The organism is Micromonospora sp. NBC_01392 (genome assembly GCF_045040125.1).
GTDB lineage: Bacteria > Actinomycetota > Actinomycetes > Mycobacteriales > Micromonosporaceae > Micromonospora.
This window is the reverse complement of the sequence record NZ_CP109549.1, coordinates 1,807,643-1,826,319: the sequence shown is the minus strand read 5'-3', so window position 1 is coordinate 1,826,319 and position 18,677 is coordinate 1,807,643. Positions and strand designations below refer to the sequence as shown.

Annotated in this window: 19 protein-coding genes and 1 pseudogene; 7 read left to right on the top strand and 13 right to left on the bottom strand. The window is 74.2% G+C overall.

Going from position 1 to position 18,677, the window contains the following annotated elements; all coding sequences use genetic code 11:
• Positions 1 to 376 precede the first annotated feature (376 nt).
• The 11 genes and pseudogenes from OG767_RS08590 to rimP all read right to left on the bottom strand — a co-directional run bounded on the left by OG767_RS08590 (position 377) and on the right by rimP (position 10,501).
• A complete protein-coding gene (locus OG767_RS08590; protein ID WP_405094165.1) occupies positions 377 to 586 on the bottom strand; it encodes a DUF6186 family protein in 210 nt (69 codons plus the stop codon).
• Positions 586 to 993, bottom strand: coding sequence for a hypothetical protein (locus OG767_RS08585; RefSeq protein WP_107156085.1), 408 nt, complete (start codon positions 991 to 993; stop codon positions 586 to 588). Before OG767_RS08585 ends, OG767_RS08590 begins: the two co-directional genes overlap by 1 nt.
• 112 nt (positions 994 to 1,105) lie before the next feature.
• Positions 1,106 to 1,660, bottom strand: a complete 555-nt coding sequence (locus tag OG767_RS08580; RefSeq protein ID WP_405092917.1) for a hypothetical protein — start codon at positions 1,658 to 1,660, stop codon at positions 1,106 to 1,108.
• A gap of 391 nt (positions 1,661 to 2,051) precedes the next feature.
• Entirely contained in the window at positions 2,052 to 3,092 is a 1,041-nt protein-coding gene (locus OG767_RS08575; RefSeq protein ID WP_405094164.1) for a bifunctional oligoribonuclease/PAP phosphatase NrnA, read from the bottom strand.
• 35 nt (positions 3,093 to 3,127) lie between these two features.
• Positions 3,128 to 3,643: a 30S ribosome-binding factor RbfA gene (rbfA, locus tag OG767_RS08570; RefSeq protein WP_405092916.1), complete on the bottom strand. Its 516-nt coding sequence runs from the start codon at positions 3,641 to 3,643 to the stop codon at positions 3,128 to 3,130.
• A 207-nt stretch (positions 3,644 to 3,850) separates the two neighbouring features.
• Positions 3,851 to 4,144, bottom strand: coding sequence for a DUF503 domain-containing protein (locus OG767_RS08565; RefSeq protein WP_107156020.1), 294 nt, complete (start codon positions 4,142 to 4,144; stop codon positions 3,851 to 3,853).
• A 70-nt stretch (positions 4,145 to 4,214) separates the two neighbouring features.
• Positions 4,215 to 5,258 carry a TRM11 family SAM-dependent methyltransferase gene (locus tag OG767_RS08560; RefSeq protein ID WP_405092915.1) on the bottom strand — a complete coding sequence of 348 codons (1,044 nt, stop codon included), beginning with the start codon at positions 5,256 to 5,258 and terminating at the stop codon, positions 4,215 to 4,217.
• An 80-nt stretch (positions 5,259 to 5,338) separates the two neighbouring features.
• Positions 5,339 to 8,356: a translation initiation factor IF-2 gene (infB, locus tag OG767_RS08555; protein ID WP_405092914.1), complete on the bottom strand. Its 3,018-nt coding sequence runs from the start codon at positions 8,354 to 8,356 to the stop codon at positions 5,339 to 5,341.
• Positions 8,357 to 8,449: 93 nt separating this feature from the next.
• Positions 8,450 to 8,786: pseudogene (locus tag OG767_RS08550) on the bottom strand (YlxR family protein).
• Positions 8,787 to 8,801: 15 nt separating this feature from the next.
• Positions 8,802 to 9,845, bottom strand: a complete 1,044-nt coding sequence (nusA, locus tag OG767_RS08545; protein ID WP_405092913.1) for a transcription termination factor NusA — start codon at positions 9,843 to 9,845, stop codon at positions 8,802 to 8,804.
• Positions 9,842 to 10,501 (bottom strand): ribosome maturation factor RimP, encoded by a 660-nt coding sequence (gene rimP / locus OG767_RS08540; RefSeq protein ID WP_405092912.1) that lies wholly within the window; start codon positions 10,499 to 10,501, stop codon positions 9,842 to 9,844. The genes nusA and rimP overlap by 4 nt, the downstream gene beginning before the upstream one ends.
• A gap of 264 nt (positions 10,502 to 10,765) precedes the next feature.
• Between rimP and OG767_RS08535 the strand changes: the two genes are divergently transcribed.
• From OG767_RS08535 to OG767_RS08510, 6 genes are all read left to right on the top strand, one after another.
• Positions 10,766 to 11,227, top strand: a complete 462-nt coding sequence (locus OG767_RS08535; RefSeq protein WP_405094163.1) for a hypothetical protein — start codon at positions 10,766 to 10,768, stop codon at positions 11,225 to 11,227.
• A 281-nt stretch (positions 11,228 to 11,508) separates the two neighbouring features.
• A complete protein-coding gene (locus OG767_RS08530; protein ID WP_405094162.1) occupies positions 11,509 to 11,961 on the top strand; it encodes a ferritin-like domain-containing protein in 453 nt (150 codons plus the stop codon).
• A 69-nt stretch (positions 11,962 to 12,030) separates the two neighbouring features.
• A complete protein-coding gene (locus OG767_RS08525; protein ID WP_281935567.1) occupies positions 12,031 to 12,612 on the top strand; it encodes a PadR family transcriptional regulator in 582 nt (193 codons plus the stop codon).
• Between the two features lie 23 nt (positions 12,613 to 12,635).
• Complete coding sequence (locus tag OG767_RS08520; protein WP_107156012.1) at positions 12,636 to 13,358, top strand: ABC transporter ATP-binding protein; 723 nt, start codon at positions 12,636 to 12,638, stop codon at positions 13,356 to 13,358.
• Entirely contained in the window at positions 13,355 to 16,033 is a 2,679-nt protein-coding gene (locus OG767_RS08515) for an FtsX-like permease family protein (RefSeq protein WP_405092911.1), read from the top strand. The genes OG767_RS08520 and OG767_RS08515 overlap by 4 nt, the downstream gene beginning before the upstream one ends.
• 66 nt (positions 16,034 to 16,099) lie before the next feature.
• On the top strand, positions 16,100 to 16,567 hold the full coding sequence (locus tag OG767_RS08510) for a nitroreductase family deazaflavin-dependent oxidoreductase (protein ID WP_281935573.1): 468 nt from the start codon (positions 16,100 to 16,102) through the stop codon (positions 16,565 to 16,567).
• Positions 16,568 to 16,701: 134 nt separating this feature from the next.
• Here OG767_RS08510 and OG767_RS08505 read toward each other — a convergent pair whose 3' ends face one another.
• Positions 16,702 to 17,415, bottom strand: coding sequence for a VIT1/CCC1 transporter family protein (locus tag OG767_RS08505; protein WP_405092910.1), 714 nt, complete (start codon positions 17,413 to 17,415; stop codon positions 16,702 to 16,704).
• The gene (gene map, locus OG767_RS08500; protein ID WP_405092909.1) at positions 17,412 to 18,269 is read right to left on the bottom strand and encodes a type I methionyl aminopeptidase; all 858 of its coding nucleotides are present in this window, start codon (positions 18,267 to 18,269) and stop codon (positions 17,412 to 17,414) included. The genes OG767_RS08505 and map overlap by 4 nt, the downstream gene beginning before the upstream one ends.
• 93 nt (positions 18,270 to 18,362) lie before the next feature.
• Between map and OG767_RS08495 the strand changes: the two genes are divergently transcribed.
• A complete protein-coding gene (locus tag OG767_RS08495; RefSeq protein ID WP_405092908.1) occupies positions 18,363 to 18,677 on the top strand; it encodes an STAS domain-containing protein in 315 nt (104 codons plus the stop codon).

Genomic DNA, 18,677 nt, shown 5'->3' with positions numbered 1-18,677 from the left:
CCTCGTCGTTGGTGGTCTCGGTCTGCGGCTTGCGCTTGCTCGGCATGGCATGTCCTTCCAGGGTGCGGACCACCGAGGCACGGCGGCCCTGCGGGCGCCCGACGCCCCGTCGTCGACGACGCGACGACCGTCGCGCCGCGACCGGAGTCGTCGGCCTGCTGCGCGCCGGGCAGCGGTCCGGGATCACCGGAGCGGCTCGCCTGGCAGCGTGAGCCCGGGTCGGTCTGACCCTGGAGGGAGGCAGTGCCGGGTGCGGCACCACCCCCCGTGACCAGCGCCGCGAAGCGCCGGTCCCGCACCCAAATTAACGTTCACTTTCCAGATAGTGCCCACTGTTCCCGCGATGCGGACAGGCAACCCCGTTTCCGGCGGCGTCTCAGCGGGCGAGAAAGTGCCAGCCCAGCCACCACCAGAAGCCGAACAGACCGATCCGGCCCACCGGCACCGGACCGACCTCGTACCGCATGACGAAGGCGCAGACGTCCGCCAGGGACGGGACCCGCGAGCCCTCCCGGCGGGCGGCCCACTCGACGACCGCGAACAGCAGCAGGGCGGCCAGGAAGCCGCCGATGGCCAGCGCGCGCATCATCGGCGGACCAGTCCCCAGAACGCGGCCAGCCAGGCGAACCAGGCCCCCGAGCGGGCCAGGTGGTCCTCGAGCAGCGGATCGGCCAGCCGGGAGAAGGTGGGGAAGTCGTCGCCCACGGACAGCACGAACGTCGCCCCCTCGAAGACCCCGAAGACGGTGACCGGCAGCAGCCACCACAGCGCGGCCGACGGCAGCCGGCGCGGCGCCGGGCGTCGGGGCACCCGGTTGCTCAGACCGACCCAGATCAACCCCCCGCCGGTGCCGAGAATGTAGAGGTTCGCCACCGTCGAGAACGACGGAAGTTGGCCACCGACCAGGGAGAGGCAGATCAACACCGGTACGGAGACGACCGGCCGGTCCCAGACCCGGGGCGCCTCGACGGTGAGCTCACGGGGGTGATCCATCATCCGATTGTCCCCAGCGTGACGTAGTGCGGGAAGACCGGCACGCCTCGTGTCTGCGGGGAAACGCCGAAGGCCGGCACCCTCGGCGGGGTGCCGGCCTTCGCGCTCGGTCTTACTTGGTCCAGTGCTGGTTGACCAGGTCGGTGGCCTGCTTCTCCCACTGCGCGTACGCGTCCGGGTAGGCGGACACCTGCACGGTCTGGGCGGCCTTGGTCAGCGGCATGTCCTGCCAGCCGTCGACCTGCTTCAGCCCCTTCAGGAAGGCGAGGGTCGAGTACTCCGGATCGGTGATCTGCTCCGGGGTGCCCCAACCCGAGGACGGACGCTGCTGGAACAGACCCAACGAGTCGTGATCATTCTTGTCGCCGAGGTGGCCCAGGTTCTCCAGCTTCGACTCCTGCAACGCCGTCGCGATCGAGACCACCGCAGCCCGCTCCGGCAGCCCAGCCTTCTTCGTCGCCGCGACGATCGCCTTCACATTGGCCGTCTGCTCATCATTCAGGCTGATCGTCGACTGCTCACCCTGCACACTCGCCACCGCAACCGGCTTGCTGGCGGTGGCGGCGTGCGCGGACTCGACATGACCGGCGACCGGACCGGCGAACACACCACCGGTGAAAGCCAGACCAGCAATACCCAGCACGCTCTTACGCAGCATCGTGTTCATCAGAGGGCTCCATTCGGGGGTCAACGCACCGGGGGGGTGCGGGCACCGTCAGGCGCACAAGAAAAGTTCTGGCTGCTCGCGGGGGCGGGGGCCTCGACGCGGGCGCCGGAAGACTGTGCAACGACCGGGCGTCCACCGTCATTCCCAGAGGGCTGGCGGGCGCTTGCCTTCCTCGGCCGTGCACCGGGATACAACGCCGCGACCCCCCGACCCATTCCACCGCCAGCGCGCCGCCCACCACCCCCAAACCGGACACCCCACCCCACACGGGAACGCCCCCGACCCCCCGACCGCCGATCTTGCAGTTACGGACCACCCATTCGGTGCGAAACCCGACGTTCCGGGGGCACCAAGTGCAAGATCGGCGCAGGGGAGGTCCGGGGTGGGGCGGTCAGGCGGGTGGGGCGGTCAGGAGCGCGGGGGTGAGTGCGGCGCGGATGCTGCCGATCACGTCGTCTAGCGGGCCACGACCGGTGAAACCAGCCGCGAAGCGATGCCCGCCGCCGCCCAGGCCGACCGCCACCCGACTCACGTCCACCGCGCCCTTGCTGCGCAGCGAGACCGCCCACTCGGCGTCCCCGGACTGCTTCACCACGCAGCTCACGTCCGCCTCGGCGGTGCAGCGGACCGAGTCGATGAGCGCCTCCAACACGTACGCCGGCTGGTCGTGGCGGACCAGGTCGTCGCGGGTCGCGTACGTCCAGACCAGGCCGTGCCCGGCGGCGGCGGCGGGTTCCAACGTGGCCCGGCCGAGCACCTCGCCGAAGAGGCGGACGGCACCGAACGGGCGGGTGTCGAAGACCCGCCGGGAGATGTCGCCGGGGCGGATGCCGGTGGCCAGCAGGCGCGCGGCCATCTCGTGCACGGCCGGGGTGGTCGCCTCGAACCGGAACGAGCCGGTGTCGGTGGTCAGTGCCACGTAGAGCCCGGTCGCCGTGTCCGCGTCCAGCGGAACGCCGAGCCGGTCCAGCAGCCCCAGCGCCACCACCGAGGTGGCCGCCGCGTGCGGGTCCACCAGGTTGACGTCACCGAAGCCGGTGTTCGAGGCGTGGTGGTCCAGCACCAGCGACGTGCCCGCCCCGCCCAGCCGGTCGGCCAGGTCGCCGAGCCGGGACTCGCTCGCCGCGTCGAAGCAGATCACCAGGTCCGGTGCCGGATTCGCGTCGTCCTGCGGCACCAGCAGCTCCACGCCGGGCAGCCAGCGGAACGGCTCCGGCACGCCGGCCGGCCCGGGGAACGTCGCCTGGAGGTGGCGTACCCCGAGTCGGCGCAGGCCCAACGCGAAGCCGAGCATGCTGCCGAGCGCGTCCCCGTCCGGGTTGACGTGGCAGATCAGCAGCACCCGCGCGTCCGGATGGAGGCCCCGCACCGCCGCGACGGCGGCCGCCCAGTCGGCGTCGGTGGGACCGGCGGGGGCCGGCGCGCCACTCACGGCGGTGACCGGCCCACCGCCCGGGACGGCCTCGGTCACCGGCGGTCGTCGCCGCGCGGCGCGTCGTCCGCCGGGGAGCCACCCTCGGCGTCGGCCTCGTCCGCCGGGGAGTCACCCTCCGCGTCGGCGTCGTCCTCCTCGACGCGGTACGGCTGGGCGTCGCCCGCGTACGCGGCCTTGGCGGCCAGCCGCTGCACCTCGGCGTCGGCGGAGCGGGCGGCGGTGAGCAGGTCGTCGATGTGCTTGACCTGGTTCTGCACGTCGTCGAGCACGAAGGTGAGCGTCGGCGAGTGCCGCAGGCCGAGTGCCTTGCCGACGGTGCTGCGCAGCATGCCCTTGGCGCTCTCCAGCGCGGCGGCGGTGCTCGCCTGGGCCGCCGCGTCACCGAGCACGGTGTAGAAGACGGTGGCGTCGCGCAGGTCGGCGGTGATCCGGGCGTCGGTGATCGTGATCATGCCGAGCCGGGGATCCTTGATCTGGCTCCGCACCACCGACGCGACAAGTTCGCGGACGCGCTCCGCGTGCCGGCGTACCTTGGCCGGATCCGACATGTCCCCCACCTCCAGATCACTGTCACCTCCGACTCCGGATCGCGTCGCGACCGGGAGCCGCCGGCCGGAGACGGACGGCGCCGGGCGCCGCCGGGTCCGACCGCCCAACGTCGAAGAACATTACCCGCGCCCCGCCGGGCGACGCGCGGCGCGGCCGGGCCGCCGTACGCCACGCGGGCCCGGCCGCCGTACGCCACGCCGGCCGGGTCAGTCGTCCGCGCCGTGCAGGCGGCGGCGCACCGACAGCAGTTCGGTCTCCGGGCGTGCGGCGACCATCCGTTCGCAGGAGTCGAGCACCTCGCGGACGTGGGCCGGCTCGGCGGCCACCACGGCCACCCCGATCTCGGCCCGGCCGTGCAGGTCGAGCGCGCCGACCTCGGCGACCGAGACCTCGAACTTGCGCAGCGCGGCGACGATCGGCCGGACGTAGGACCGCTTGGCCTTCAGGGACCGGGAGTCACCCGGCAGCAACAGGTCGAACAGCGCGGTTCCGGTATACACGGCGAGCAACGGTACGCGCCGGGACGCCGCCGGTCACCCGGATAAGACGTGACCCCCGCCGGTCACCCGGTTATGGCGCGACCGCCACCAGCACGTCCCGCTCGATGGCCTGGTCGACCCGGTGGGCCAGGTCCCGCCAGCCGGGCCCGTCGACGACGCGTAGGCCGGCGTCGGTCAGCACCGCCTCGGCCGCCGCGCGCGGCGCCACGTGGGTGTTCCAGGACAGCCCCAGCGCGCCGCCCGGCCGCAGCAGCTCCCGCCACACCGGTACGGCGGCGGTGAGCAGCTCCAGCGGGCTGCGGGACAGGCCCTGGCCGGTGCGGCTGCCGTGCGCCACCCCGTACGGCGCGTCGGTGACGAGCACGTCGGCGCAGCGGGGACGGAGCACCTCGCGGGCCCGGGTGGTGTCGGTGTTCAGCACGACGATCCGCTGGGTGGCGCCGGCCCGGTGCGCGTCCTTCGACGGCGAGAGCACCGCCTCGAAGCGGCGGGCGACCAGCTTGCGGTCCCGGCGCACCGAGGTGGTCTCCGCCGTGTGCTTGAGCCGCTTGCGGCGCAGCCAGGTACGCAGGAACGTCGCGTACGCCTCCACGTCCTGGCTGTCGCGTTCGACGCCGATGCCGTCGTGGCCGTACATGAGCGCCTGGTTGAGCGTGGTGCCCCGGCCGCAGAGCGGGTCCAGCACCACCAGCCCGCCGTCGAGCATCCGGGGCGCGGCGGCGGAGGCGAGCAGCGTGACGTTGAGCAGCAGCCGGGTGAACTGCTCGTTGGTCTTGCCGGCGTACTTGGGGATGGTGATCAGGTCCGAGTCGTACCGGGCCAGCGGGTGCAGCGGCACCGGCCGGAGCAGGTCGTCGCCGACCCGCTCGAAGAGCGCGTACGCCGCCGACAGGTTCGCCAGGTGGGCCAGGTCCCGCGCGCCGAGGCCGGGTGCGGGCGCGGTGAACGTCAGGTACTCCACTCCGCCGATGCGGGTGACCTCCGCGTCGGACGGCGGCGCGTCGAGCACGCCCGAGCCGGCGAACACGGCCAGTTCGGCGCGGGCCAGCCGGGCGGCCGCGTCGGCGTAGACGCGGTTGGCGGAGGGGGCGAGGAGCAGTGCGTACCCGATCACGCCGGAGATTGTCTCAGCCTGCGGAAACGGCGACGGCCGGGGCCCGAAGGCCCCGGCCGTCGACCGGTCGTGCACACCACTCAGGCGCGCGGCTTCTCCCGCATCTCGAAGGTCTCGATGATGTCGCCGACCTGGACGTTGTTGTAACCGCCCAGCGTCAGACCACACTCGAAGCCTTCGCGGACCTCGGTCGCGTCGTCCTTGAACCGCTTCAGCGAGCTGATCGTGAGGTTGTCCGCCACGACCGACCCGTCCCGCAGCAGCCGCGCCTTGGCGTTGCGGCGGATGAGGCCGGACCGGACGATACAGCCGGAGATGTTGCCGATCTTGGACGAGCGGAAGACGTCGCGGATCTCCGCGGTGCCCAGCTCGACCTCCTCGTACTCCGGCTTGAGCAGCCCCTTGAGCGCGGCGTCGATCTCCTCGATGGCCTGGTAGATGACCGTGTAGTACCGGATCTCCACGCCCTCGCGGTCGGCGATCTCGCGGACCTTGTTGGCGGCCCGCACGTTGAAGCCGATGATCGTGACCGCCTCGGACGAGGCGCTCGCGAGCATGACGTCGCTCTCGGTGATCGCGCCCACGCCCCGGTGGATGATCCGAAGCTGGACCTCCTCGGGGATGTCGAGGTTGAACAGCGCGTCCTCGAGCGCCTCCACGGAACCGGAGACGTCGCCCTTGAGCACCAGGTTGAGCGAGGTCTTCTCGCCCTCCTTGAGCTGCTCCATGAGCGTCTCGAGGGTGGCCCGGCCACGGGAGTTGGCGAACGACGCCGCCCGCCGCCGTGCCTGCCGCTGCTCGGCGATCTGCCGCACGGTGCGGTCGTCCTCGGCGGCCAGGAAGGTGTCACCCGCACCCGGCACCGTGGTCAGACCCAGCACCATGACCGGACGCGCCGGCCCGGCCGTGTCGACCGGCTTGCCGTTCTCGTCCAGCATGGCCCGCACCCGGCCGTGCGCCCCACCGGCGACGATGGAGTCACCCGCCCGCAGCGTGCCCTTCTGCACCAGCACGGTCGCCACCGCGCCGCGGCCCTTGTCCAGGTGCGCCTCGATGGCCACACCCTGCGCCGGGCCGTCGATCGGAGCGGTCAGCTCCAGCGACGCGTCGGCGGTCAACAGGACGGCCTCGAGCAGTTCCTCGATGCCGATGCCGGGCTTGGCGGCCACGTTGACGAACATGGTGTCGCCGCCGTACTCCTCGGCGACCAGGCCGTACTCGGTCAGCTGCTGGCGGACCTTGTCCGGGTTCGCCTCCGGCTTGTCGACCTTGTTGACCGCGACCACGATCGGCACGTCCGCCGCCTTGGCGTGGTTGAGCGCCTCGATGGTCTGCGGCATCACGCCGTCGTCGGCCGCCACCACCAGGATCACGATGTCCGTCACCTGGGCACCACGGGCACGCATGGCGGTGAACGCCTCGTGACCCGGGGTGTCGATGAAGGTCACCGCACGGTCCTCGCCCTCGTGCGGGACGTGGACCTGGTAGGCGCCGATGTGCTGGGTGATGCCGCCCGCCTCGCCGGCCACGACGTTCGCCTTGCGGATCGCGTCGAGCAGCTTGGTCTTACCGTGGTCGACGTGACCCATGACGGTCACCACCGGCGCACGGCTGACCAGGCGGTCCGCCGCGACCTCGGCGTCGAGGTCGATGTTGAACTGCGCGAGCAGCTCGCGGTCCTCGTCCTCCGGGCTGACGATCTGCACGTCGAAGCCGAGGTGCTCACCCAGCAGCAGCAGGGTCTCGTCGGAGCAGGACTGGGTCGCCGTCACCATCTCGCCCAGGTTGAACATCTCCTGGACCAGCGAACCCGGATTGGCGTTGATCTTGTCGGCGAAGTCCGACAGCGAGGCGCCACGGGACAACCGGACGACCTGACCCTGACCGCGGGGCGCACCCGAGGACATGGTCGGGGCCGACAGGTTGTCGAACTCCTGTCTGCGCTGCTTCTTGGACTTGCGACCACGGGTCGGCCGACCGCCGGGACGCCCGAAGGCACCCGCCGCGCCACCGCCACGGCCGCGACCGCCGCCACCCGGACGGCCACCGCCGCCACCGGGACGGAAACCGCCGCCGGGCGCACCGCCGCCGCCGGGCGCGCCGCCACCGGGACCGCCGCGGAAGCCACCGCCACCGCCGCCGCCACCGGGACCACCGCGGTAGCCACCGCCACCGCCACCGCCACCGGGACCGCCGCGGAAGCCACCGCCACCGCCACCGCCGGGACGACCCGCGCCGCCGCCGGGGCCGCCACGACCGCCACCGGGACCGCCGGGGCGACCGGTGGTCGGACGCTGGCTCGGCATGGACGCCGGACTCGGCCGCGGCGGCATGGACGCCGGGCTGGGCCGCGGCGGCATGCCGGCCGGGCTGGGACGGGGACCGCCCGCGCCGGCGGCCGGGGGACGCTGCTGGCCGCCCTGGATGCCGAACGGGTTGTTGCCGGCGCCACGCGCCGGCGGGCGACCGCCCGGCCGGGCACCGGGGCCCTGACCCTGGCCCTGACCCGGACCGCCGGGACGCGCGGCCGGGGAACCCGGACGCGGCGGCATGGCGTTCGGGCCGGGACGCGGGCCGGGACGGGGACCGCCCTCGGCCGGAGGCTCCCGGCGGGGGGTCTCGCGCTGCTGCTGGCGGGCGGCCTGGGCGGCCTTGACCGCGGCCTCCTGCTCAGCCTTCAGCGCGGCGGCGCGTGCCTCCGCGGCCGCCACTTCGATGTCGTGCGCGCTCGCCGGCTTGGCGACCGGGGTCGCCGGCTGCGGCGGGCCGGGGACCGGGCCCTTGGGCCGCGGTCCAGGGCTCGGCGCGGCCGGCCGACGGGGCGGCATCGGACGGGCCGAGACCCGGGGGGCACCCGGGGTCGGGGTGGGCGTGGGGGTCGGTGCCGGGCCGCTGGACGCGGCAGCCGGCGGGGCGGCGGGCGCCGGCGAACCGGCGGACGCCACGAACGCGTTCCGCAGCCGTCGGGCGACAGGCGCCTCGACGGTGCTGGAGGCGGACTTCACGAACTCGCCCATCTCCTTGAGCTTGGCGAGAACGGTCTTGCTTTCGACCCCGAGCTCCTTGGCAAGCTCGTGTACGCGGGCCTTTCCTGCCACTGCACTCCTCACTCCGAGGTCGTGCGGGCAGCACCCGCAGCAACCTCACTCGTGCACTTGAAGCCTGGTCATTTCTGCGACTTCATCGTGTGCTCATGTCGGTCGTCCTACCTTGCTAGCGACCCGCGACCGGTCGGGTTTGACCGCTCGTCGGGGGTTGCGCGTCGACGTGCTCGGCAAGCGCGCCGTGGTCGGGGACCCCGGCGACCCGCAGTGCCCGCCCGAAGGCGCGGCGCCGCACCGCCTGCGCGAAGCAGGCCGGATTGGGGTGCATGTTCGCTCCCCGACCCGGCAGTCTGCGGGCCGGATCGGGCCGGAGACTGATCTGACCAGCCTCGTCACCGACCGCGACGACCCGCAACAACTCGCTGGCCGGCGCTCGTTTCCGGCAGCCCACACAGGTGCGCTCCGGCAGCTCGCGTCGTGCCACTGAGAAAGTCTACCCCTAGCTGCTCGAGATCGCGCCGCCCGGCTCCGGTACGTGATCGGCTCCGCTGCGGCCGGCGGCGCCGGAGGACTCCGCGTCGGAGCGAATGTCGATGCGCCAACCGGTCAACCGGGCCGCCAGGCGGGCGTTCTGCCCTTCCCGGCCGATCGCGAGCGAGAGCTGGAAATCCGGCACGGTGACCCGGGCGGCGCGGCTGGCCAGGTCGACCACCTCGACCCGCAGCGCCTTGGCCGGCGACAGCGCGTTGCCGACGAAGGTGGCCGGGTCGTCCGACCAGTCGATGATGTCGATCTTCTCGCCGTGCAGCTCGCTCATCACCGCGCGGACCCGCTGTCCCATCGGGCCGATGCAGGCGCCCTTGGCGTTCACGCCGGGCGTGGTGGAGCGTACGGCGATCTTCGTACGGTGACCTGCCTCACGTGCGATCGCGCCGATCTCCACCGTGCCGTCGGCGATCTCCGGCACCTCCAGCGCGAAGAGCTTCTTCACCAGCGCCGGGTGCGACCGGGACAGCGTGATCTGCGGCCCGCGCATGCCCTTGGCGACGTGCACGACGATGCAGCGGATCCGCTCGCCGTGCTGCGGGTCCTCGCCCGGCACCTGCTCGGACTGCGGCAGCACGCCCTCCAGCTTGCCCAGGTCGACGCTGATGATGCCCTTCTCCTTGCGGGCCTCGTGCGCCTGCACCACGCCGGTGACCAGGTCGCCGTCGCGACCCGCGTACTCGCCGAAGTGCACCTCGTCGGTGGCCTCCCGCAACCGCTGGAGAATCACCTGCTTGGCGGTCATGGCGGCGATCCGGCCGAAGTCGTGCGGGGTGTCGTCCCACTCCCGGGTGACCGTGCCGTCGTCGTCCATCTCCTGGGCGTAGACCGAGGCGGCCCCGCTCTTACGGTCGATCTCCACCCGGGCGTGCGGCTCGGCGCCATCGGTGTGCCGGTACGCGGTCAGCAGCGCGGTCTCGATCGCCGCGAGGATCGTGTCGAACGGGATCTCCCGCTCGCGCTCCAGGGCGCGCAGCGCCGCGAGGTCGATGTTCACCTCTCCTCGTCCTCCAGATCTTCGTCGTCGGTGTCGGTGTCGGTGTCGTCGTCGAGCTCGGCGTCGGCCAGGTCGTCCAGGCGGGAGAACTCCACCTGGACCCGGCCGGGCCCGAGCTCGGCGTACGGATGGGCGGCGGAGCCGGCGTCGGTCTCCAGCGTCACGCGCTCGTCGTCGGCGGCCGTGACCCGGCCGGTGAGCTGCCGGTCCCCGGCGTCGCCGCGGACGGTGACCTTGACCAGCCGGCCGACGTTGCGCCGCCAGTGTCGGGGCAGGGTGAGCGGGCGGTCCACGCCCGGCGAGCTGACCTCAAGCTGGTACTCGCCGGCGACGATGTCGCCACCGGCCTCCTCGGCGGCGTCCAGCGCGGTGGAGACGGCCCGGGAGACGTCCGCGACGGCGTCCAGGTTGATCCCGCCGTCGGCGTCCACGATCACCCGGACCACGTGCCGGCGCCCGGCCCGGGAGACGGAGAGATCCTCCAGGTCGTAGCCGGCGGCGGTGATCACCGGCTCGATCACCTCGCGCAGCCGGGCCCGGCGGGCGGCGAGGTCGCCACGGGGTGCGCCGCTCCGCTCCGGACCGCGGGGGCCGTCGGACCGGCGGGGCCGCCCGGCGGGCCCGGACGACCGGGTGGCACGGCCACGCTGCGTCATTCCGCGCACCTCTCTGCTGTTGCCACGGCCCGTCGGGGCCGGGTTCGTCCGGGCCGGCGTGCGCGGTCGACCCGCAATGCCGGCACGCCACCGGGGCGTTCGCGCCCGGTGGCTGCGCAGAGCGTAACGCCTGGGCCGGGTGGCGGACCGGGCGGCGCACCGACGACCGTGCCCCACGGGGTGGCGGGGATGGTGTTGACTTGTCCGGTGGGGACCGGCAGAACACCATCCGACCAGGGCGGAGCGGGGCATTCCCGGCGTCGCCTGCTGCGTGCCGGCGCGCTCGTGGCGCTCGGTGGCGCGACCGCGCCGCTGACTGGTTGTGATCCTTTCGACCGCGACGACGAGCCACCGCCGCCGGACGCGCTGGAGCCGCTGGCGGCCGAGGCGCTCGCGTTGGAGGCACGGCACCGGGCCGCCGCCGCGACCGCGCCGACGCTGGCCGCGCGGCTCACCCCGATCGCCGACGCGCACCGGGCGCACGCCGACGAGTTGCGCCGGGTGATCGGCCGGCCGGCGCCCTCGGGCCCGTCCACCGGCCCGACCGGCCCGGCGTCCGGGGCACCGGCCGACGCTCCGGACGCCGTGCTCGCCGAGCTGCGCCGGGCCGAGCAGCAGGGCCACGCGAACGCCGCCAAGGCCGGCGCGACCGCGCCCGCCGACCGGGCGGCGCTGCTCGGCTCGATCGCCGCGGCCCGGGCCACCCACGTGGAGGCGCTGGCATGAGCGAACGCACCGAGCGCAGCGAGGGCCGTGAGCGCATGCCCGGCCAGCACCGCATGAGCGAACGCACCGAGCGCAGCGAGGGCCGTGAGCGCATGCCCAGCCAGCACCGCATGAGCGAACGCACCGAGCGCAGCGAGGGCCGTGAGCGCATGCCCAGCCAGCACCGCATGAGCGAACGCACCGAGCGCAGCGAGGGCCGTGAGCGCATGCCCAGCCAGCACCGCATGAGCGAACGCACCGAGCAACGCGAGGGCCGGGTGGCCGTGCCCGTCGGGCACCGCGTGGACCCGAGCAACGGACCGGGCAACGGCGCGACCCGGGCGCTCGGCGACGCGCTCGCCGCCGAGTACGCGGCGGTCTGGGCGTACGGGGTGATCGGCGTGCACCTCACCGACGCGGCCCGCTCGGCCGCCCGTGCCGCCGAGGCGGCGCACCGGTCCCGCCGGGACGCGCTGCTGCTCCAGCTCGCCGAGGGGGCCGGGCAGGTGCCGGCGGACCGGGCCGGCTACGCGTTGCCCTATCCGGTGACCGACCGGACGACCGCGCTCCAACTGGCCGTGGAGATCGAGGAGCGGACCGCCGGTCACTGGCGGGCCGCGCTGCCGCACACCAGCGGCGCGGACCGGAACACGGCGCTCGCCGCACTCACCGACTGCGCGCTGCGGGCGACCCGCTGGCGGCGTACGGCGGGGGTGAACCCGGTCACCGTGCCGTTCCCGGGTCGGCCGGCCTGAGCGCGGCGGTGGTCACCCGGCGGAGCCTTCCGGTTGCGGCGCGCATACCAGGTATGCATACTCCAGGCCATGTCCATCCGCCACGGCCTGCTCGCCCTCCTCGAACGTGGCCAGATGTACGGCTACCAGTTGCGTGCCGCGTTCGAGGAGTCGACCGGCTCGACGTGGCCGCTCAACATCGGGCAGGTCTACACCACGTTGGCCCGGCTGGAACGCGACGGCCTGGTGCGCCCGCTGCCGGAGAACGAGAGCGGGCAGCGGCCGTACGAGATCACCGACGCCGGGCGGGCGGACCTGGCGCTCTGGTTCGCCACGCCGATCAGCCGGGCCGACCGGCCCCGGGACGAACTGTCGATCAAGCTGGCGCTGGCGCTGACCACACCGGGGGTGGACGTCCGGGCGGTGGTGCAGACCCAGCGCAGCGCCACCATGCGCGCGTTGCAGGAGTTCACCCGGTTGAAGTACACCAGCGACAAGCCGGAGGATCTGCCCTGGCGGCTGGTGCTGGACGCGATGATCTTCCAGGCCGAGGCCGAGGTGCGGTGGCTCGACCACTGCGAGACCAGCCTGGTCCGCCACCGCCCGACGGCGGGCCGGCCGGTCGCCCACCCCGAGGCGGTGGACCGGGCCGGTGACGAGGCCCGCCGGTGACGGGACACGGGAGGCCCGCGACGATGAGCGGAGTGCTCGAACTACGCGACGTGCACCGGACGCACGGCGCGGGCGAGGCCGCCGTGCACGCGCTGCGCGGCGTCAGCCTCACCGTGGCGGCCGGCGAGCTGGTGGCGGTGATGGGCCCCTCCGGGTCCGGCAAGTCCACCCTGCTGGCGCTGGCCGGTGGGCTGGACCGGCCCACCGGCGGTGAGGTGCTGGTCGAGGGCGAGGCGCTCGGCGGCCTGCCGGCCCGCGAGCTGGCCCGCCTGCGTCGCCGCCGGATCGGTTACGTCTTCCAGGACCTCAACCTGCTGGGCAGCCTGACCGCGGTGGAGAACGTGGCGCTGCCCCTGGAGCTGGACGGCACCGGGGTGCGGGCGGCCCGCCGGCTGGCCCTGGCCGCGCTGCGCGAGGTCGACGTCGCGGGGCAGGCGGACCGGTTCCCCGACCAGATGTCCGGTGGTCAGCAGCAGCGGGTGGCGATCGCCCGGGCCCTGGTCGGCGAACGCCGGCTGGTCCTCGCCGACGAGCCGACCGGCGCGCTGGACTCGCAGGCCGGCGAGGCGGTGCTGCACCTGCTGCGCCGCCGGGTGGACGACGGCGCGGCCGGGGTGCTGGTCACCCACGAGGCCCGGCACGCCGGCTGGGCGGACCGGGTGGTCTTCCTCCGCGACGGGGTGCTCGTCGACTCGACCGCGCCGCTGGTCGGCATCGAGCACCTGCTCAGCGGCAGCGAACGGTGAGCCCTGGCCGGCTCGCCGCGGCCCGGGGGTCGTGGCGCACCGCGCTGCGGATCGCCCGCCGGGAGGCCCGCCGCTCCCGCCGCCGCACCCTGCTGGTGCTGGTGATGATCGCGCTGCCGGTGCTGGGACTCAGCTTCGCCGCGGCGAGCTACGACATGTCCGAGCTGACCCGGTCGGAACAGCTCGACCGCCGGCTCGGCGCGGCCGACGCCGAGCTGCGCTGGAGCAGCCTGACCCCGGTTACGCAGGACAGGTGGGGCGACAACTCCTGGCCGGTCGAGGGCGACCCGGTGCCCCGGACCCGCCCGGTCACCGCCGACGAGCTGCGGGCGCTCCTGCCCGCCGGCAGCCGGGTCGTCCGGGTCCGGCGGTGGATGCCGTTCGAGACGCCGATCGGCCGCCGGACGGTCTCGTTCGAGGCGCGCGCGCTCGACCTGACCGACCCGCTCGCCCGTCCGCTGGCCACGCTGCGGGAGGGCCGGGTGCCGGTGCGCCCGGACGAGATCGCGGTCAGCCCGGCCGCGCAGCGCCGGCTGGACACCCGCCCCGGGGCGCCGGTACGCACCACCGACGGCACGCCGTACCGGGTGGTCGGGGTGGTCGAGTTCCCGGACAACCTGGGCGAGGTGGTGACGCTCTCCGGCGTCGCTCCGGACGGGCCGCCCACCGACGAGAGCTGGCTGGTGGACCTGCCCGGGGCGATGGACGAGGCGCTGGCCGACCGGCTGAACGCCCGCGGCATCCAGGTGTCCACCCGGTCCCCGCTGCCCGGCCGGCAGGAGTTCGACAACGGCACGCCGTTGCCGGACGCCGAGGAGGCCGGCGTCTCGGTGCTGGTCGGCGGCCTGGGTCTGCTGGAGGTGGTGCTGCTGGTCGGGCCGGCCTTCGCGGTCGGCGTACGCCGCCGGCGGCGGGATCTCGCGCTGGTCGCGGTGGCCGGCGGGGATGCTGCCCACCTGCGCCGGATCGTGCTCGCCGACGGGGTGGTGCTCGGCGCCGGCGGGGCCGCCCTCGGGCTGCTGCTCGGCGTCGGGACCGCGTTCGCCGGCCGGCCGCTGGTCGAGCAGTACCTGATCCACGAGCGCCTCGGCGCGTACCGCGTGTTTCCGAGCGCGCTGGCCGCGATCGCCGCGGTCGCGGTGCTGGCCGGCGTGCTGGCGGCGCTCGCGCCGGCGTGGACCGCGGCCCGGCAGGACGTGGTGGCCGGCCTGGCCGGCCGGCGCGAGGCGCCCCGGCCGCGCCGGCGCTGGTTGCTGCTCGGCGCGCTGCTCACCGTCGTCGGCACCGCCCTGGCCGCGTTCGCCGCCACCCGGACCTCGCCGACCGGGGTGCTGGCCGGTGTCACCCTCGGTGAGCTGGGGCTGGTCTTCTGCACCCCGACGCTGGTCGGGCTGCTGGCCCGGGCCGGCCGGCTGCTGCCGCTGACCCCCCGGCTCGCGTTGCGCGACGCCAGCCGCAACCGGTCGTCGGCCGCGCCGGCCATCTCGGCCGTGATGGCGGCGGTCGCCGGCAGCGTCGCGCTCGGCGTCTACGTGGCCAGCGACGACGCCCGGCAGCGGGCGGGGTGGCAACCCGGCCTGCCGCCGGGACACGCGCTGGTCCAGTTCGCCGACCAGGAGGGGAACCCGCGGCCGACGCTCGCCGCGGTCACCGACCGGGTCCGGGCCGTGCTGCCCGACGCCGGCGTGGCGGGACTCGCCATTCCCGAGTGCGCCCGTCCGGCCGCCCCGGACGACTACTGCGTCGCCCTGGCGGTGCGTCCGCCCGAGGAGCGCTGCCGGTACGAGCCGTTCGAGGTGGCTCCCGCCTCGGCCCGCGACGATCCCCGCTGCCGACAGCCGTTCCGGGAACCGAACGACATCTCGCTGCCGGCCATCGTGGACGACGGCGAGGTGTTGGCCGCGCTCACCGGCGCGCCGGCCGACGAGGTGGCCGCCGCGCGCCGGACGCTCGCCGCGGGCGGCGTGGTGGTCACCGATCCTCGGCAGGTGGCGGACGGACGGGTCCGGGTGGAGATGAGCCACAGCTCCGGTGCCCCGTCGGCGGCCCGCCTGCTGCCCGGGTACCCGCTGCGCGGCGGCCTTCCGGTGGACCGGCTGGTCCTCTCCCCCGCCGCCGCGCGGGCGCTCGGCCTGGTGGCCGCGCCGTTGGGCTACCTGGTGGACGCCGCCGACCCACCCACCGACGGGCAGCGCGAACGGCTGATCGACGAGCTGTCCGAGGTGGCGCCGGCGTCCCTCCAGGTGTCGACCGCCGACCCGCCGACCGACCAGCGTCCCCTGCTGCTCCTGCTGGCGGCGGCCTCCGGGGTGATCACGCTGGGCGCCGCCGCGGTCGCCACCGGCCTGGCCGCCGCCGAGGGCCGTCGGGACCTGTCCACGCTCGCGGCGGTCGGCGCCGACCCGCGGGTACGCCGGGTGCTGTCGCTCTGCCAGGCCGGCGTGATCGCGGTGCTCGGCTCGGCGCTGGGCATCGTGGCCGGGCTCGGCTCGGCCGCCGTCGTGCTGGCCTCGCTGAACCAGCGGTACGCGCAGTCCTGGCCGGTGCAGCCGCCGTACCCGGTGACCGTGCCCGGCCTCACGATGGCGGTGCTGGTGGTGGTGCCGCTGGTGGCGATGCTCGGCGCGGCCCTGCTCACCCGCTCGCGCCTGCCCGTCGAACGCCGCCTCGACTGACCGCCGGTCGGCCGTCGGGGTGGCTCAGGGGGTGACGGGGCGCGGCGGGGGCGGCAGACTGGACGGGTGTCCGCCCTGGGATCCCTCGCCCGCCACCTCGGTCACCAGCGGTGGTTCGCCGCCACCATGCGCGTGCTCGTCCCCGCCGACCGGCTGGTCGGCCGGCTGACGAAGGGGCGGGTGGTCGCGTTCGGGTTGGTGCCCACGCTGGTGCTGACGTCCACCGGCCGCCGCTCCGGCCGGCCCCGCAGCAACCCCCTGCTCTACGTGCCGGACGGCGACGCCTACGTGGTGATCGGCTCCAACTGGGGGCAGCAGCACCAGCCGTCGTGGACGTTCAACCTGCTGGCCCAGCCGTCCGCCGAGGTCGACGTCAAGGGTCGCCGGATCCCGGTGCGCGCCGAGCAGGTCACCGGTGCCGACCGGGACCGGCTGTTCGACCGGCTGGCCCAGGAGTGGCCGGCCTACCGCACGTACGTCGAGCGGGCCGGCGGCCGCGAGATCAAGGTCTTCCGCCTCGTCCCCACCGCCTGACCCGCCACCCCACCCCAACCCCTCCCCCCGATCCGCGCTGATTCACGGAAAGCGTGGGTATCGGGCGCGAAATAACCACGCTTTCCGTGAATCAGCGCGCGGAGATGGGGGTGGGGGTGGGGGTGGGGTGGGGGTCAGCCGACGCCGCCGACGCCGATCAGGGTGCCGATCAGGTAGGTGGCGCCGGCCGCGAGCGCGCCGAGCAGCAACTGCCGCAGGCCGCTGGTCCACCACGAGCGGTAGGTGAACCGGGCCACGATCGCGCCGGCGACGAAGAGCCCCACCCCGCCGACGGCGAGCGCCAGCCAGAGGCTGGTGAACCCGAGCAGGTACGACAGCAGCGGCACCAGGGCGCCGATCGAGAAGCAGATGAACGACGAGATCGCCGCCGCCCACGGGCTGGGCTGGTCGTCCGGGTCGACGCCCAACTCCTCCCGGACGTGCACGCGCAGCGCCTCCTCCGGGTTGCGCCGGACCGCCTCGGCGACCTGGGTGGCCAGCTCGCGGGGCAGCCCGCGGGCGACCCAGGCGTCGGCCAGCTCACGCGCCTCCGCCTCCGGGTGTCGCTCCAGCTCACGCCGTTCCTTGGCCACCTCGGCGGCGACCTGCTCGTTGGCGGAACGGACGCTCGTGTACTCGCCCAGGCCCATCGAGATGGCGCCGGCGACCAGGCCGGCCGCGCCGGTCAGCACGACGCTGCGCGGCGACACCCCGCCACCGCCGACGCCGGCGATCAACGCGATGTTCGTGACCAGCCCGTCCATCGCGCCGAAGACGGCCGGCCGCAGCCAGCCGCCGGACACGTCCGCGTGGTGCGCCTCGCGCAGCGCCGCCGGGGTCTCGGTCACGGCAGCGTCAGGATCTCGTAGCCGTCGTCGGTCACGACGATGGTGTGCTCGAACTGCGCGGTCCACTTCCGGTCCTTCGTGACGGCCGTCCAGCCGTCGTCCCACACGTCGTACTGGTGGGTGCCGATGGTGATCATCGGCTCGATGGTGAACGTCATGCCGGTTTCCATCAGGTCGGTGGGGCGTGGGCTGTCGTAGTGCGGCACGTAGAGGCCGCTGTGGAAGGCCTCGCCGATGCCGTGACCGGTGAAGTCGCGGACCACGCCGTAGCCGAACCGCTTGGCGTACGACTCGATCACCCGGCCGACGACGTTGATCTGCCGGCCCGGCGCGACCGCCTTGATGCCGCGCATCATGGCCGTGTGGGTCCGCTCGACCAGCAGCCGGGCCTCCTCGCTCACCTCGCCCACGCAGAACGTCGCGTCGGTGTCGCCGTGCACGCCGTTCAGGTACGCCGTGACGTCGACGTTGATGATGTCGCCGTCCTGGAGCACCGTCGTGTCGGGGATGCCGTGGCAGATCACCTCGTTGAGGCTGGTGCAGCAGGACTTGGGGAAGCCCCGGTAGCCAAGCGTCGACGGGTAGGCGCCGTGGTCGCAGAGGAACTCGTGCACCACCCGGTCGATCTCGTCGGTGGTCACCCCCGGCTTGCAGTGCTCGCCGGCGAGCTGGGTGGCCCGGGCCGCGAGCCGGCCGGCCACGCGCATCTTCTCGATGGTCTCCGGTGTCTGCACGTGCGACCCGCGCCACTCCTGCGGGCGCTTCTTGCCCACGTACTCCGGTCGCGGGATGTGGGCGGGGACCGCTCGCCACGGGGAGAGCGTGCCGGGGGTCAGCGGCGCACGGACGGTCATGTCCTCAGCCTATCGCCGCCCCCGACGACGACCTCGCCACGGCCCGGCCGGGAGGTTGTTGCCGTGCCGCAAACGCTGTGCCATTGTTGCTGCGTGGATCAAGGGGGTGCGCCGCCCGTCTTCTCCGTGACGGCGCAGGGTGACGGCGACCACCGTCATGTGTTGGTCACCGGCGAGGTCGACATGGCGACCGCCGACACCATGTTCCAGACCGCGCTGCGCGAGCCCGCCACCCGGCTCCTGCTCGACCTGCGAGCGGTCACGTTCTTCGACTCGGCCGCCATCTACGCGGTGGTCCGGCTCTCCCAGCGGTTCCCGGCCGCGCTCACCGTGCTGCCGTCGCGGCAGGTCCGGCGCGTGCTGGAGATCTCCGGGCTGGGTGAGCAGGAATGGCTGGCCGACGCCTGA